The 15569-nt window shown below is 60.2% G+C and carries 11 protein-coding genes; 4 read left to right on the top strand and 7 right to left on the bottom strand.

Annotated elements, in window-relative coordinates; translation table 11 throughout:
• The first annotated feature begins 54 nt into the window (after window positions 1–54).
• A complete protein-coding gene (chrA, locus tag I6L46_RS13480) occupies window positions 55–1221 on the top strand; it encodes a chromate efflux transporter (RefSeq protein WP_197724798.1) in 1167 nt (388 codons plus the stop codon).
• A gap of 73 nt (window positions 1222–1294) precedes the next feature.
• Here the strand turns inward: chrA and msrB are convergent, their stop codons facing one another.
• The 4 genes from msrB to malQ all read right to left on the bottom strand — a co-directional run bounded on the left by msrB (window position 1295) and on the right by malQ (window position 8355).
• Complete coding sequence (gene msrB, locus I6L46_RS13475; RefSeq protein ID WP_040068248.1) at window positions 1295–1681, bottom strand: peptide-methionine (R)-S-oxide reductase MsrB; 387 nt, start codon at window positions 1679–1681, stop codon at window positions 1295–1297.
• A 68-nt stretch (window positions 1682–1749) separates the two neighbouring features.
• Window positions 1750–3906, bottom strand: coding sequence for a glycogen debranching protein GlgX (gene glgX, locus I6L46_RS13470; protein ID WP_005354729.1), 2157 nt, complete (start codon window positions 3904–3906; stop codon window positions 1750–1752).
• The gene (gene glgB / locus I6L46_RS13465; RefSeq protein WP_216975946.1) at window positions 3906–6083 is read right to left on the bottom strand and encodes a 1,4-alpha-glucan branching protein GlgB; all 2178 of its coding nucleotides are present in this window, start codon (window positions 6081–6083) and stop codon (window positions 3906–3908) included. The genes glgX and glgB overlap by 1 nt, the downstream gene beginning before the upstream one ends.
• Before the next feature lie 82 nt (window positions 6084–6165).
• Complete coding sequence (gene malQ, locus I6L46_RS13460) at window positions 6166–8355, bottom strand: 4-alpha-glucanotransferase (RefSeq protein WP_216975944.1); 2190 nt, start codon at window positions 8353–8355, stop codon at window positions 6166–6168.
• Window positions 8356–8702: 347 nt separating this feature from the next.
• Between malQ and gap the strand changes: the two genes are divergently transcribed.
• Window positions 8703–9698: a type I glyceraldehyde-3-phosphate dehydrogenase gene (gene gap / locus I6L46_RS13455; RefSeq protein WP_216975942.1), complete on the top strand. Its 996-nt coding sequence runs from the start codon at window positions 8703–8705 to the stop codon at window positions 9696–9698.
• Between the two features lie 86 nt (window positions 9699–9784).
• Entirely contained in the window at window positions 9785–10651 is an 867-nt protein-coding gene (locus I6L46_RS13450; RefSeq protein WP_216975940.1) for a D-hexose-6-phosphate mutarotase, read from the top strand.
• A gap of 70 nt (window positions 10652–10721) precedes the next feature.
• Here the strand turns inward: I6L46_RS13450 and nadA are convergent, their stop codons facing one another.
• Window positions 10722–11795 (bottom strand): quinolinate synthase NadA, encoded by a 1074-nt coding sequence (gene nadA / locus I6L46_RS13445; RefSeq protein ID WP_058056600.1) that lies wholly within the window; start codon window positions 11793–11795, stop codon window positions 10722–10724.
• Between the two features lie 140 nt (window positions 11796–11935).
• Between nadA and I6L46_RS13440 the strand changes: the two genes are divergently transcribed.
• A complete protein-coding gene (locus I6L46_RS13440) occupies window positions 11936–14041 on the top strand; it encodes a methyl-accepting chemotaxis protein (protein WP_216975938.1) in 2106 nt (701 codons plus the stop codon).
• A 69-nt stretch (window positions 14042–14110) separates the two neighbouring features.
• On the opposite strand, the gene I6L46_RS13435 is transcribed toward I6L46_RS13440, so the two are convergent.
• Window positions 14111–14566: an NfeD family protein gene (locus tag I6L46_RS13435; RefSeq protein ID WP_005354718.1), complete on the bottom strand. Its 456-nt coding sequence runs from the start codon at window positions 14564–14566 to the stop codon at window positions 14111–14113.
• Entirely contained in the window at window positions 14563–15486 is a 924-nt protein-coding gene (locus tag I6L46_RS13430; RefSeq protein WP_005335703.1) for an SPFH domain-containing protein, read from the bottom strand. Before I6L46_RS13430 ends, I6L46_RS13435 begins: the two co-directional genes overlap by 4 nt.
• Window positions 15487–15569 lie beyond the last annotated feature (83 nt).

The raw sequence follows: 15569 nt of genomic DNA, 5'->3' as shown, positions 1-15569 counted from the left end.
CATAAAACGATCATCGCGCTGTCATAATATCTCCTCTCCATCGGGAGGAGAGGGATGAGGGAGAAGAGCGTGGGACAGGTATTTATTCAGTTTTTATGGCTGGGATGCATCAGTTTTGGCGGTCCGGCCGCTCATATCGGTTATTTCCAGCGCACCTTCGTCCAGCGGCTCGGCTGGCTGACACAGGCCGAATTTGCCCGCTTGCTGGCGCTGTGCCAGCTGCTGCCGGGGCCCGCCTCCAGCCAACTTGGTTTCGCCATCGGTCGTCACCGCGCCGGTCTGGGCGGGGCGCTCTCAGCTTTTCTTGGCTTCACGCTGCCCTCATTTCTTCTGCTACTGGCGGCCGCGATCGGCATCGGCCAACTGGGCAGCAATCTGTGGCTCGATGCGGCGCTGCATGGCCTCAAGCTGCTGGCGCTCATCGTGGTGGCCGATGCGGTGCTCACCATGAGTCGTCAGTTCTGTGCCACGGGAATGACCCAAGGGATCATGGTGGTGACCGCTGCCGCACTCTGGTGGCAGCCCGGTCTGCTGACTCAACTGTTGATGCTGGCGGGAGCGGCGCTGATCTGCGCCCGCAGCCAGCGCTGGGCGGGCAGTGTGCCAGCCTCCGCCGAGCTGCCTTCTGCCGCCAGCAGTCAGCCTCATTGGCCTACCCTGCTGCTGTTTGGCATCCTTTTTATCGGTCTGCCGCTGCTCGGTAGCCCGCTTGGCCAGCTGGTTGCCGACTTCTATCGCGCCGGTAGTCTGGTGTTTGGCGGTGGCCATGTGGTGTTGCCGCTACTGCAAGAGAGCGTGGGACACACTCTCAACGAGCAGCAGTTTCTGACCGGTTACAGCCTGGCCCAGTTGGTGCCGGGCCCCATGTTTACCCTTGCCACCTATCTTGGCGCCCAACTGCTGCCCGAGATGCCGCTGATCGGGGCCCTGTTGGCGACCCTGGCGCTCTTTGTGCCCGGATTTCTGCTGCTCTGGGCGGTAGGCCCCTGCTGGCAACAGTGGCTGGCCCGGCCCCGTCTGGCGGGGGCAGTCACCGGCATCAACGCTGCCGTGGTGGGCTTGTTGCTGGCGGCGCTCTATCAGCCGGTGTGGCAGAGTGCAGTGCTGGTTCCGAGCGATCTGGCGCTGGCGGCCATCGGCTTTTATCTGCTGCGGGTGGTGAAGCTGCCGATACCGGCCATTGCGGCCCTGCTGGTTATGGCTGCTATCCTGCTGGCGTGAACGCGGTGAAATCCCGATAAAAAACGGCGCCTCCGTGATGGAAGCGCCGTTTTTATTGCAATGGGTCAGCCGTTTAAGCGTCGGGATCGAAATCCAGACTCAGGCTGTTGACGCAGTAGCGCTGGCCTGTCTCGGTCGGTCCGTCGGGGAAGACGTGACCGAGGTGAGAGCCGCACTGGCGGCAGGTGATCTCCACTCGCTTCATGCCGTGGCTGTTGTCTTCGGTGTACTCCACCGTCCCCTCGATGGCCTTGTCGAACGAGGGCCAGCCGCAGCCGGAATCAAACTTGGCTCCTGAGTGAAACAGCACGCTCTTGCAGCAGACACAGAGGTAGTCGCCGCTCTTGCGATTGTGGAGCAGGGCGCCGCTGTAGGGGCGCTCGGTGCCCTTCTCCCAGCAGACGTGAAACTGCTCGGCGGTCAGTTTGCTGCGCCACTGTTCCGGATTGTTACTGCTCATACCGACTCCTTGCCATCCATACCGGAGCCCAGCATAGCGGCTCCGTAAAGCTGACTCCAGCATGCCTCTTATGCTTTGCCTGTATCTGTGATCGAGGTGGCAACCATCTCCTCACCGGATGCAGGGAGAATTTCCTGCTGCGGTGGCTGGGCATCCTCCGCCGTGCTGGCCAGCGCCACCCGCTCCAGCAGTTTGAGGGAGTGGGCCCGGCCGACCGCCACCTGCCGTTTGATGTCATCGGGCAGGAAGGGCAGCCCATCGTTGGTGGCGGTGTCGATGGTCTGGATCCACTCCAGCCCTTCCCCCGGCGGCGGCAGGCGGAACTGGATATCGTAGTCGCTGGCGTTGAACAGCACGTACCAGCGCTCGCCGACACAGTTGATCATGCCGATATCCATGGCGAACGCCTGCCCCATGGGGGCGTGCCAATCCTGATCGGTGAGCTGGTGGCCGTCCGGGTGATACCAGTTGACCTGATGGCAGCTGGACGGGGTGCCATTCCAACTGTCGTCGCTCAGTTGCAGGTTGGAAAAGACGCAGGACTCCGCCCGCAGCGCCATCATCTGCTGGGTGAAGGCGAACAGCCGCTCATCCTCCGGCCGCCACTGCCAGTTGACCCAGCTGATCTGGTTGTCCTGACAGTAGGCGTTGTTGTTGCCAAGCTGGCTGCGGCCCATCTCGTCCCCGGCGAGGAAGTGGGGAGTACCTTGGGAGAGCAGCAGGGTGGCAATCAGATTGCGCTTCTGCTGCTGGCGCAGGCTGTTGACCCGCGGATCCAGGGTCGGCCCCTCTACCCCGTGGTTATAGGAGAGGTTGTTGCCGTGGCCATCGCGATTGTCCTCACCGTTGGCCTGATTGTGGCGCTGGTTGTAGGAGACCAGATCCTCCAGGGTGAAACCGTCGTGATAGCAGAGGTAGTTGACGCTGGTGTGGGGGGAGCGCCAGTTTTTCGGGAAGATATCCCGCGAGCCTACCAAGCGGGTGGCAAAGTCCCCCATCTTGCCCGCATCACCGCGCCAGAAGGCACGCACAGTATCGCGATAGCGGTCATTGATCTCCTGCCACTGGCTCGGGAATTGACCCAGCCGGTAGCCGAAGGGGCCGATATCCCAGGGTTCGGCGATGAGCTTGACCTGTGACAGCACTGGGTCGGCCATCACGGCTTTGAAGAAGGCGCCCATGGGCTCGAACTCCCCCGCTTCCCGCGCCAGCGTCACCGCCAGATCGAAACGGAAGCCATCCACCTGCATCTCGGTGACCCAGTAGCGCAGGGCATCGAGCACCAGCCGCAGGGTGTTGGGGTGATCCAGATTGACGCTGTTGCCACAACCGGTCACGTTGGCGTGACGGGTGTAGTCGGGGCCGTGGGGGCCCGCTTCGAAGGCGTAGTAACCGGCGTTGTCAAAGCCCTTGAACGAGAGGGTGGGGCCGTCGAAGCCCGAGGCGGCAGTGTGGTTGTAGACCACATCCAGAATCACCTCGAGCCCGGCCCGGTGCAGCTCGCGCACCATGGTCTTGAACTCGGTCACCGCCTCGTCTGCTCGGGTGCTGTAACGAGGCTCCGGGGCGAAGAAGGCAATGGGGTTGTAGCCCCAGTAGTTGGTCAGTCCCAGCTGCTCCAGTCGCGGTTCCGACATGAAGGCGGCCACCGGCATCAGCTGCACCGAGGTGATGCCGAGGCTCTTCATATGCTCGATAACCAGCGGATGACTGATGCCAAGGTAGGTGCCCTGCAGCGCTTTGGGGATCCCCGGGTGCTGCTTGGTAAAGCCCTTGACGTGGGTCTCGTAGATAATGGTGCGGGCCGGGCTGATCCCGGGTTTGCCAACCCCTTGCCAGTCAAAACTGTCATCCACTACCACCGACTTGGCAATCATCCCGGCACTGTCCCCCTGATAGAGGGCTTCATCCCAGTAGGTGGGACGACTGAGCGCCCTGGCGTAGGGGTCGATGAGCAGTTTTTGCGGATCGAACAACATCCCCTCCTGCGGGGTGCCATAGACCCGATAGCCGTAGCGCTGACCGGCCTTTACACCGCGCACGTAGCCAAAGCGATACTGGCCACGGCGGCCGGGCAACTCCAGCCGCATCAGCTCCTGCTCCTGCTCGTCGTACAGGCAGATCTCCACCTTGTCCGACTGGGGGGCCCAGACGCAGAAGTGGCAACCGTTCTCGTCAAGGCGGGCCCCCAGCGGGTGGCCCACCCCTTTTTCCATTACAAGCATCAAGACTCCTGTTTGATAAACAAGGTCGCCAGCGGCGGCAGATCCAGCACTATGCTGTGTGCCATCCCCTGCCAGGGGGTCGGCTCGGCAGCGAACACCAGACCTACATCATAGTTACTACCCCAGTAATACTCGCTGTCGGTGTTGAGCACCACCCGATAGTGGCCCGCAGCTGGGACGCCGATCCGATATTCGAGACGGGGCACCGGGGTGAAGTTGCAGGCCACCACAATAGTCTGCTTGCCCTCTTTGTCCGCCCGCAGCCAAGCAAAGATGCTGTTGTCGGCATCGTTGTGATCCAGCCAGCGGAAGCCGGTCTGCTCATAATCGGCCTGATACAAGGCAGGCTCATGACGGTAGAGGTGGTTGAGATCGTGGATCAGCCGCTGCTGACCGGCATGTTTGGGATATTGCAGCAGGTGCCACGGCAGCTGGGCATCGTGGTTCCACTCGTTGCTCTGAGCGATTTCGGTGCCCATGAAGTTGAGCTTCTTGCCCGGGTGGGCGTACATGAAGCCCATGTAGGCGCGCAGGTTGGCAGCCTGCTGCCACTCGTCACCCGGCATCTTGTAGAGCATGGAGTGCTTGCCGTGCACCACCTCGTCGTGGGAGAGCGACAGGATGAAGTTCTCGTCATAGTGGTAAACCATGGAGAAGGTCATGTCATTGTGGTGGTAGCGGCGGTGGATCGGCTCTTTCTGCATATAGGTGAGGGTGTCGTGCATCCAGCCCATATTCCACTTGAAGCCAAAGCCGAGGCCGCCGAGGAAGGTGGGGCGGGAGACACCGGCAAAGGCGGTGGACTCTTCGGCTATGGTCATGGCGTGGGGATACTTGCCGTAGACCTCCTCGTTGGTCCACTTGAGCAGGCTGATCGCCTCGTAGTTGTGGTTGCCGCCATCGACGTTCGGTACCCACTCACCGGCGTTGCGGGAGTAGTCCAGATAGAGCATGGAGGCAACCGCATCCACCCGCAGGCCGTCGATGTGGAACTTGTCGAGCCAGAACAGGGCGCTCGCCACCAGGAACTGGCGCACTGTGTCGCGGCCAAAGTCGTAGATGTAGGAGTTCCAGTCCGGGTGCCAGCCACGGCGCGGATCTTCATATTCGTAGAGCGGGGTGCCGTCGAAACGGGCCAGGCCGTGGGCATCGGACGGGAAGTGGGCGGGTACCCAGTCCAGAATGATGCCGATGCCGGCCTGGTGGCACTGGTCGACGAAGTATTTGAAATCATCAGCGGTGCCGTAGCGGCTGGTGGGGGAGAACATGCCCACAGGCTGGTAGCCCCAGGAGCCGCTGAAGGGGTGCTCGGAGACCGGCAGCAGCTCGATGTGGGTGTACTCCATCTCCTTGACGTAGGCGACCAGCTCCACTGCCAGCTCGCGCCAGCTCAGGCTGTCGCCGTTGGGGTGGCGCTTCCAGGAGCCGACGTGCAGCTCATAGATGGATAGGGGTTGCTCACGCTTGTCGTTGTGCTGGCTGGCAATCCACTCGGCATCCTGCCACTGGTACTGGGCGTGGTCATAGACCACGGAGGCGAACGACGGATACTGCTCACTGTAGAAACCTACAGGGTCGCTCTTGTGGGGCAGCCGGTTGCCCATGGGGTCCTTGAGCTCGAACTTGTAGCGATCCCCGGCCTTGAGGCCCGGCACAAACAGCACCCAGTGACCGCAGAGGCTGCGCTGCATCGGATGGCGGCGGCCATCCCAGAAGTTGAAATCGCCGATGAGGCTCACGGCGGTGGCGCTCGGTGCATAGACCGCAAAACGCACCCCTTCCACCTGCTGGCCAAGATGCTCCACGGTGCGCAGCTGGGCGCCAAGGGTGTGGTAGAGGTTTTCCGGCTGGGCAGTCAGTTCGGCCAGGCCTGCCCAGGCGGCATCCTGAAACTGATAGGGGTCGATAACCTCGGTAGTGGCATCTTGGTAGCTGGCGATCAGCTGATAGGGGAAGGAGTTTTTGCGGCGGGTGAAAACAGTTTCAAAAAGACCCGATTCATCGGTGGGCGCCAGGGTGGCAACGACTTTGCCCGACTTGAGATCCTTGACGCGGACTTCGAGGGCATCAGGCAACCAGGCGGTCAGTTTGAGGCCTGGCCCATCCGGATTGGCCTGCAGGCCTAAGTGAGAGAAGGGATCGGAACAGCGGGCAGCAACCAAACGTTCAACGAGCATCGAGATTTCCTTTCATGACAGAGCATCCACTCCGGCCGAAGCCGGAGTGGATTTAGGTGAGAGCGCTGTGGGAGACTGCGTCTCAACGACTGGCCTCATCACGGGCTTGGCTCATCTTGCCAGCCAGTGCCTTGAGTGCCTCATTGGCAAAAATATCTTCCAGATCAGCGGAGAGCTTGCGGCGCCAGTTGGGGTATTCGTAACTGGTGCCCGGTACGTTGACCGGCTTGTCCATCTCCAGCCAATCTTCCAGCTGGGTACTGAACAGGGCGCAGCTGCCGCGGGACATGTGGATCTGCAGACCGTGGTTGAGTTCGGTGTTCATGCCGACCCAGTTCACGTCATGACTGATGTTGTCAGAGATGACCTTGTGGGCATGCAAGCTGTCGAGGATCCGCTGTTTGGCCTGGTGACGATCAGCATACAGAGTCTTCAAAACATCTTCATCCGGATACAGACCCAGTTGACGGCCGAGCGCCAGATCATCGCAGTGCCAGAAGCCCTTGAGGGTCGGCATGTCGTGAGTGGTCAGGGCCGACATCGCCTGCTCGGTGTAGTGCGCCGGGGAGATAAAGCCGCCATCTTCCTTGGAGCGCTCGAAGAAGAACACCTTGTAGGAGTGAACGCCGTTCTCTTTCAGGGTCACGTCGATCCCCTCCGGCACGGTACCCAGATCTTCGCCGATCAGCAGGCACTGATTGCGGTGGGATTCGAGGGCCAGAATGCCCAGCAGATCGTTGACCGGATAGTAGATGTAGGCGCCCTTGGCGGCGGACGCTCCTGGCGGTACCCACCACAGGCGCAGCAAGGCCATCACGTGGTCGATACGCAGTGCGCCGCATGAGCGCATGTTGGCACGGAACAAGTCCACCATCGGCTGATAGGCCGCTTCGAACAGCTTGTTCGGGTTCATCGGGGGCAGGCCCCAGTTCTGACCGAGCGGGCCGAGAATATCGGGCGGCGCACCGACCGAGGCTTTCGGGCAGTAGAGATCCTGATTGGCCCAGATCTCGGTGGAGCCTTCGGAGACGCCCACCGCCAGATCCCGGTAGATACCCATCACCATGCCGGCAGCCTTGGCACGGGCATCGGCTTGCGCCAATTGCTCATCAGCTAGGAACTGCAGATAGAGGTAGAAGTTGACATCTTGCGGGTGCTCTGCCATCCAGGCGGCAACGGCAGGGTTGTGGTAATCGCGCAGCTCCTGCGGCCATACCGGCCAGCCCCAGGCATTTTCGCCTTTGGCATAGAAGTGGGCCTGCAGGGCATCAAATGCTGCCTGCTGTTGCAGGCTGTCGCCACCGGCGGCCACGAAGGCATCAAAGGCAGCCTGACGCTCGGCGCCAAGGCTGGCTTCGTCGAACACCTGACGCAGCATGCCGAGTTTGGTCTGGATCACGCCGGTGTAATCGACGTTCTCTTTGGCGCGCAGGTCGGCCAGATGTTGCTGGAAGGCAGGGCTTGCCACTTCCGCTTTCAGGCGATCGCTCTGCTGGAATTCGGGCACCGCTTCCACATTGATATAGGCCACGTTGAGCCAGCGACGGGAAGAGGGGCTGTAGGGACTGGCGCTCTCCGGATTGGCCGGATAGAGGGCGTGGATAGGGTTGAGGCCGACGAAGTGGGCCCCCCAGGCGGCCGCTTTCTCAACCAGCTGGCCCAGATCGCTGAAATCACCGATACCCCAGTTGTGGCGGCTGCGCAGGCAGTAGAGCTGCACGCTGGGGCCCCATACCTTGCGGCCATTGGCAATCGGCGCCTGCTTGTAGCAGGCCTTGGGGGCAACGATGAGGCGCATGGTGGCCAGCGGCTCTTCATTGCCCTCTTCCAGCAGTACCAACTGGTGATAACCCAGCTCAGGGGCCATCTCCAGCGTGACGCGATAGGCCTGGCACTCCATCTCTTCAAATTCGGCCACGCCGACCAGCTCACCCTCGATGGGGGTGAATTGACCGGACAGCACTGCACCCTGCTCCTGCTGGAGCTGCCAGGTGAGGGCGTCGTTGACGAATTCGATGGGGAGGCGAACCTCAAGGGTAACGGCGTCGCCGGTGCGAACCACCATCACAGGATCCAGCGCCCGCAGCCAGTGCTGGCGATGCTCCTCTTCCAACTGCTGCACCAGTGCGGCCTCGTCATCGACGCGGTAGCCCATGGCGCCCAGCATGGCGGCCTTGCTCTCTTCGGATACCTGGGCCGGGTGGCCCCAGGCATCGACATACTCACTGGCGATACCTTTTGCGGCAGCCAGCTGTTCAATCAGGGTGGTCATAGTTTGAGAATTCCCGCTGTGGATTCTATCTATACTATTTTGTTTGATTTTTATGGGGTGGTACTTGAACAGTGGCTCTTTGGCCATGCTAAACCGCGCACATTTTTACATATCTCAGTGAATGGTTGTGTGACCGAGTAGGCACTATTGTTGATATCTGCGCGATGCCACGATCTGGCACTTTTTTCGTCAAAACGTGGTAATCAGTTACATAAACAGAAAATTAATTTCACAGTTTTTCATGATATAGCGCAATTTCAGACAGAATGTTGGTTGACTCACCGGAGAGTTCTAGTAAATTTACAAGCGGAATTTTCTTTGACTACTGAACAGTTAGGTAACTAAATATGACTATCAAAGTAGGTATTAACGGTTTTGGCCGTATCGGTCGTTTCGTATTCCGTCTGGCTTGCGAGCGTTCTGACATCGAAGTTGTTGGTATCAACGACCTGATCGATGTTGACTACATGGCTTACATGCTGAAGTACGACTCTACCCACGGTCGTTTCAAGGGTACCGTTGAAGTTAAAGACGGCAACCTGGTTGTAAACGGCAAAACCGTACGTGTTACCGCTGAGCGTGACCCGGCCAACCTGCGTTGGAACGAAATCGGTGTTGACGTTGTTGCCGAAGCTACCGGTCTGTTCCTGACCGACGAGACTGCTCGCAAGCACATCGCTGCCGGTGCCAAGAAAGTTGTTCTGACTGGCCCGTCCAAAGACGCGACCCCGATGTTCGTAATGGGCGTTAACCACGCTACCTATGCTGGCCAGGACATCGTTTCCAACGCTTCCTGCACCACCAACTGCCTGGCTCCGATCGCCAAAGTACTGAACGACACCTTCGGTATCGAATCCGGTCTGATGACCACCGTTCACGCTACCACTGCTACCCAGAAGACCGTTGATGGTCCGTCTGCCAAAGACTGGCGCGGTGGCCGCGGCGCGGCTCAGAACATCATTCCGTCCTCTACCGGTGCTGCCAAAGCTGTTGGCGTAGTTATCCCGGAACTGAAAGGCCTGCTGACTGGTATGGCTTTCCGTGTTCCGACTCCGGACGTGTCTGTTGTTGACCTGACCGTTAACCTGAAGAAAGCTGCCACCTACGCAGAAATCTGCGAAGCGATGAAAGCTGCTTCCGAAGGCGCTATGAAAGGCGTTCTGGGCTACACCGAAGACGAAGTTGTATCTACCGACTTCCTGGGTGAGCGTCAGACCTCCGTATTCGACGCCAAGGCTGGTATCCAGCTGAACGACAAATTCGTTAAAGTTGTATCCTGGTACGACAACGAAATGGGCTACTCCAGCAAAGTTCTGGACCTGATCGCTCACATCTCCAAGTAATTTGGGATGCGCAATCGCGTAGCTTGAAAAAGGCGGCCATTGGCCGCCTTTTTGTTTTTCGGTTTCCCCTGATGACAGGAGTCCACATGCAATCCATTCGTCCCCTGACAGCCAATTGCAAGCTTGCCAACAATGCGGCCGGTCTGCCGGTTCTCACCATTAATAACGACTATGCCAAGGCCGAGATCAGCCTGTTTGGCGCCCATGTGCTGAGCTATCAGCGTCATGGCGAGCCGGCCTCCATCTGGCTGAGTGACAAGGCGGTGCTGGATGGCAGCAAGCCTGTTCGCGGTGGTATCCCGATCTGCTGGCCATGGTTTGGCCCGGCGCCCGCCCGCGTCGGTAGCGGCAAGCCCTCCCACGGTTTTGCCCGTACCACCCTCTGGATGCTGGATGGGGTCTCCGATCACGCTGACGGCACGCTTGTTCATCTTTCCCTGCGCGACAGCGATGCGACCCGTGCCCTGTGGGATCACGCCTTCGAACTGGAGCTGGACGTGCTGGTGGGCAAAGAGCTTTCGCTGGTGCTGACCACTCGCAACACAGGTGCTCAGCCGTTGACCTATAGCGGTGCGCTGCACACCTATTTGCAGATCAGCGCACCAGAGGCGGTAAGCGTCACCGGCCTGGGCGAGCCCTATGCCGACAAGCTGACCGGACAGGATGCCAAGCAGCAGGGGGCATTGACCCTGAGCGGGCCACTGGATCGGGTGTACTGGCAGCCAGAGGCGCTGGTGAAGGTGCTGGATGGTGAGCGCGAGGCCCGGGTTGTCAGTGGCAACCACGACAGCGTGGTGGTCTGGACCCCCTGGCTGGAAGGGGCCACCGCCATGGCCGACATGAGCGACGATGGCTATCGCACCATGCTCTGCGTCGAAGCGGCTATCGCTGGTGAGGCGGGTGTGACCGTTGCGCCGGATGAAGAGCACAGTCTCTCCACCGTAATCATCTGAGTTGGATGAGGTTCAGATAAATAAAGAGGGCTCCCGCGGGAGCCCTCTTTGCATCTGGTGACGGCGGCAATCAGGCGTTGCCCTGGGTCTTGAGCTTGAGTTCGGCGGCGAAATTGAGCATCCGGTCGAGGGGGATCAAGGCTTTGACCCGCAGATCTTCGTCGACATGGATCTCGTGGCGCTCGGCACCATCGGTGAGGGCCTCCTTGATCGCCACCAGACCGTTCATCGCCATCCAGGGGCAGTGGGCGCAGCTGCGGCAGGTAGCGCCATCGCCACCGGTCGGTGCTTCCACCATCTCTTTCTCCGGACAGGCCTGCTGCATCTTGTAGAAGATGCCCCGATCGGTCGCCACGATCAGCTTCTGCTGGGGCAGCTCCTTGGCTGCCTTGATCAGCTGACTGGTGGAGCCCACCGCATCGGCCAGCTCGATCACCGAGGCGGGGGATTCCGGATGAACCAGCACAGCGGCGTCCGGATTCTGCTCTTTCAGCTCGCGCAGGGCGCGGGCCTTGAACTCGTCGTGGACGATGCAGTGGCCTTGCCAGCGCAGCATCTGCGCCCCGGTCTTCTTCTCGATATAGGCACCCAGATGACGATCCGGGCCCCAGATGATCTTGTGACCCAGACTGTCGAGGTGTTCGACGATCTCGAGCGCTATGCTGGAGGTCACCACCCAGTCAGCCCGTGCTTTGACCGCAGCCGAGGTATTGGCATAGACCACCACGATATGATCCGGGTTGGCATCGCAGAACGCGGAGAACTGCTCGATGGGGCAGCCCAGATCGAGGGAGCATTCGGCCTCCAGAGTCGGCATCAGCACCCGCTTGTGGGGGCTCAGGATCTTGGAGGTTTCCCCCATGAAACGTACCCCGGCGACGATCAGGGTTTGTGCCTCATGATCGCGGCCAAAGCGGGCCATCTCCAGCGAGTCACCGACGAAACCGCCGGTGGCTTCGGCCAGCGCCTGGATCTCGGGATCCGTGTAGTAATGGGCGACCAGTACCGCCTTGCGCTCCTTGAGCAGCGCCTTGATTTCTGTGGTCAAGGTCGTTCTCTGCTCGGCACTCAGGGGAAGAGGTTTGGCCGGAAAGGGGTAGTCCATTGCGACTACCGGCGGGACACTGCTCAGTGCATTGCTCATTGCGACTGTTCCATCAACGCTCGGGAAGGCAAAAATTATAACCAGAAGCCTGCCACAAACCCATCAACAAATCGGGTGAAGCGCAAGTGGGCGAATATACTCAAGTAATTCGTTGTTATTCTGCCATAAGGAGTTGTCGCATGAAGCAACGTTCCCTCAAGTTCAAGTTGTTGTGCCTTACCATGGGGCTGTTTTTGCTGACCGGGCTGGCCATGACCCTGTTGCAATCGGCCTCTTTCAGCTCCCTTCGAAACATGGTGATGACCCAGACCAGCGATGCACTGGAAGAGGAGGTCTCCCGCAGCCTGCAGTATCAGGCAGAACGCTATGCCATCCAGATTGCCTCGCTGATGCAGAACTCCTATCAGGTCCCCCTGACCGTGACCGCCCAGATTGAAGCCGGTATGGCCAAACCGGAACTGCGCTTGTCGCGACCCCAAGTGGAGTCTCTGCTCGGCAGCAGCCTGCAGCAGGCGAGCGGGATCAGCTCCATCTACGCCCAGTTTGAACCGGATGGCTACGATGGCGAGGATGGCAACTGGCTTGGTGGGGCCAGCCACTCGGTGGCAGGCAAGGGGAGTTTGGAGGTCTATTTCACCAAGGATCAGGGAGGGGCCGTCGCTCAGCAAGCGGTGGACGCCGCCGCCAGTGAGGCCAAGTTTGATACCTCCCTCAACGAGTTCGGTATTCGCAACAGCGAGTGGTATCTCTGTGGTCGCGATACCCGCCAGCCTTGCCTGATGGAGCCCTACCTCTACGAAATCAGCCCAGGCAACAAGATGCTGATGACCAGTCTGACGGTGCCCGTGCTGCGTGACGGCAAATTTGTCGGGCTGGCTGGGGTGGATATGAACCTGCCCATCTTCCAGCAACTGGCTGAAAACCTTGGCAAGAGCCTCTATGACAACAAGGCGGATGTGACCCTGGTCAGCAAGATGGGGTTGATTGTGGGCAGCAACCGCTATGCCGATAAGCTGGGCCGTCCACTCAAGGAGGTGGGCCTGACCCTGCCTGACGGTCAGCCTGTCAGCAGCGACAGTGACTTTATTCTTCATCAGCCCATCCGGGTTGAGGCAGCCAATACCCAGTGGTGGTTGATGATCAAGGTGCCCAAGGCGCTGGCGCTGAGCAAGGCGCACGCCATCAGCAATGAACTGGGCACCCTGCTGGTGGATGCCCAGCGGCAGCAGATCATCGCCATGGGCGGGATTACCCTGTTGGTGCTGGGCTTGCTGGTCTGGTTTATTCAGACCATCACAGCGCCGCTTTCCCTTATCAGCCGCCATGTGGGCCATCTCTCCAGCAACGAGGGGGACCTGACCCAGCAGATGGAGATCGACACCCATCAGGAGCTGATCGATCTGGGGTCCCAGCTCAATGCCTTCCTCGGCAAGCTGCGGGGCATGGTGCAAATGAGCAAGGGGATCGGTCAGCAGGTCTACCAGCAGGCGCGGGAGATGAAACATACCGCCGACACCATGCGCAGTAGTCTGGACGAGCAGAATCTGGAGCTGGAGAGCGTGGTGAGCGCCATGCATCAGATGAGCACCACGGCAGTCAGCGTGGCGGGTTATGCCGAGCAGGCTGCGCAGGAGTCGGAAGCGGCGACCCACCACATCAATACCGCCCAGCAGACCCTCAGCAATGCCCGCAACGAGATCCATACTCTGGTCGGCGATATGCATGAGGCGGATAAAGCGGTGGCGCTGGTGGCCCAGCGCAGCACCAATATCAGCCGGATCCTCGATGTGATCCGCGCCATTGCCGAGCAGACCAACCTGCTGGCCCTCAATGCCGCCATCGAAGCGGCGCGGGCAGGGGACATGGGCCGTGGCTTTGCGGTGGTGGCAGACGAGGTACGGGCGCTGGCCAACAAGACCCGTGAATCGACCGACGAGATTGGCCAGCTGATTGGCAGTTTGCAGACTGAGGTGAGCAGCAGCCAGCGTCTGATGAATACCGGCATCGAGCGCTCCACCACCACGGTGCAGGGTACCGAGCAGGCGTTCGAGGCGCTCAATCGGGTGGTGGCCCAGATCCAGCAGATCCACGACCACATCAGTCAGGTTGCCACCGCCGCCGAGCAGCAGAGCGCCGTCAGTGACGATATCAACAAGAATTTGATGCGGATCGGCGATACCGCCAACGTGATCGGGCAGGAGGCAAGCTCCAGCCATCAACTGAGCGAAGCGCTGGAGCAAGCGGCCACGGCGCTGGCCAGTCAGCTCGATCGGCTGCGTACCTGAGTGGCATCCAGAGAGACAAAAGCCCGCGAGCGATCGCGGGCTTTTTTATGACTCGATGGCAGAGTTGCGTCAGTTGCGGGGTTCAACCAGCAGGATGTGGGAGTCAGCCCCCACTACCCTGACCTTGCTGCCCGCAGGTAGCGACTCGTCGCAGCGCACCGTCCAGACCGTATCGTCCAGATGCACCCGGCTGGTGCCTTGGGCGACATCATCCAGCAGGGTCAGCTCGCGGCCCATATAGCTCTGCATCCGCTCGTTGATGGTGCTGGCGGCATCCTGACCCGAGTTGTCACGCTGGTGCTGCCAGCGCCACCAGGCCCAGGTGGTGAGCAGGGATTGCACCGCAAACAGCAGCAACTGCGCCTGCCAGCCAAAGGGCCAGATCAGCAGCAGTAGCCCCACTTCCAGAGCGGCGATGCCGGTCCAGAGCAAAAAGCCCACCGAGCCGAGCACCTCGATGGCCAGCAGAATGAAGCCGAGCCCCAGCCAGTGCCAATGGGTCAGCCCCTCTAACAGGGCTGTCATGACTTGCTGCCCTTGCCATCTTTGTTGAACAGCTCGGCCATGCCAGCCACCGAGCCAATCAGGCTGCCCGCTTCCAGCGGCATCATGATGATCTTGCTGTTGGGGCCTTCACCGATGCGGGCCAGTGCCTCGGTATATTTCTGGGCCACGAAGTAGTTGATGGCCTGCAGGTCTCCTTCCGCAATCGCCTGGGAAACCATATGAGTCGCCTTGGCTTCCGCCTCGGCAGCCCGCTCCCGCGCTTCGGCGGCGAGGAAGGCGGCCTGACGCTCACCTTCGGCTTTCAGGATCTGGGACTGCTTTTCGCCTTCCGCTTTCAGGATTTTGGACTGGCGCACCCCTTCGGCTTCCAGTACCTCGGCCCGCTTCTGGCGCTCGGCCTTCATCTGGGCGTTCATCGCTTCGACCAGCGCCAGCGGCGGGCGCACATCTTTAATCTCGATGCGGGTCACCTTGATACCCCAGGGGGCGGTGGCGGCATCCATGGTGCGCAGTAGCTTCTCGTTGATGGTGTCGCGCTGGGAGAGCATCTCGTCCAGCTCCATGGCACCGAGCACGGTCCGCATATTGGTCATGGTGAGATTGCGGATGGCGCTGGTGAGATCGTTGACCTCATAACCCGCTTTGCGGGCATCCACTACCTGCACAAAGCTGATGGCGTCGATGGTGACGTTGGCGTTGTCGCGGGAGATCACCTCTTGTGCCGGGATATCCAGCACCTGCTCCATCATGATGATCTTGTGGCCGACCCTATCCACGTAGGGGATCAGCAGGTTGAGACCCGGGGTCAGGGTGCGGGTGTAGCGGCCGAAGCGCTCCACCGTCCAGTTGTAGCCCTGGGGCACGATCTTGATGCCCGCGCTCAGGGTGGCGAGCACCAGGAACACGAAAATCCCTAGCACAATCAATGATTCATTCATCATTTAGCTCCTTATGAAACACAGTCCCTAGCCTATGGTCTGGCGTCAGGTACCACAAGTGACTTCGTACGCCTTTGTCATGA

This window comes from Aeromonas sp. FDAARGOS 1416 (assembly GCF_019048085.1).
Taxonomy (GTDB): domain Bacteria; phylum Pseudomonadota; class Gammaproteobacteria; order Enterobacterales; family Aeromonadaceae; genus Aeromonas; species Aeromonas veronii.
Note: the sequence above shows the minus strand (reverse complement) of the source record. Positions and strands in the feature narration are given on the sequence as shown.

Excerpts from the sequence above, each read along its gene's own strand:
- I6L46_RS13430 (WP_005335703.1), bottom strand. The coding sequence starts at position 15,486 with ATGAATGAATCATTGATTGTGCTAGGGATTTTCGTGTTCCTGGTGCTC.
- glgX (WP_005354729.1), bottom strand. The coding sequence starts at position 3,906 with ATGCTTGTAATGGAAAAAGGGGTGGGCCACCCGCTGGGGGCCCGCCTT.
- malQ (WP_216975944.1), bottom strand. The coding sequence starts at position 8,355 with ATGACCACCCTGATTGAACAGCTGGCTGCCGCAAAAGGTATCGCCAGT.
- chrA (WP_197724798.1), top strand. The coding sequence starts at position 55 with ATGAGGGAGAAGAGCGTGGGACAGGTATTTATTCAGTTTTTATGGCTG.
- nadA (WP_058056600.1), bottom strand. The coding sequence starts at position 11,795 with ATGAGCAATGCACTGAGCAGTGTCCCGCCGGTAGTCGCAATGGACTAC.
- I6L46_RS13450 (WP_216975940.1), top strand. The coding sequence starts at position 9,785 with ATGCAATCCATTCGTCCCCTGACAGCCAATTGCAAGCTTGCCAACAAT.
- I6L46_RS13435 (WP_005354718.1), bottom strand. The coding sequence starts at position 14,566 with ATGACAGCCCTGTTAGAGGGGCTGACCCATTGGCACTGGCTGGGGCTC.
- I6L46_RS13440 (WP_216975938.1), top strand. The coding sequence starts at position 11,936 with ATGAAGCAACGTTCCCTCAAGTTCAAGTTGTTGTGCCTTACCATGGGG.
- gap (WP_216975942.1), top strand. The coding sequence starts at position 8,703 with ATGACTATCAAAGTAGGTATTAACGGTTTTGGCCGTATCGGTCGTTTC.
- msrB (WP_040068248.1), bottom strand. The coding sequence starts at position 1,681 with ATGAGCAGTAACAATCCGGAACAGTGGCGCAGCAAACTGACCGCCGAG.
- glgB (WP_216975946.1), bottom strand. The coding sequence starts at position 6,083 with ATGCTCGTTGAACGTTTGGTTGCTGCCCGCTGTTCCGATCCCTTCTCT.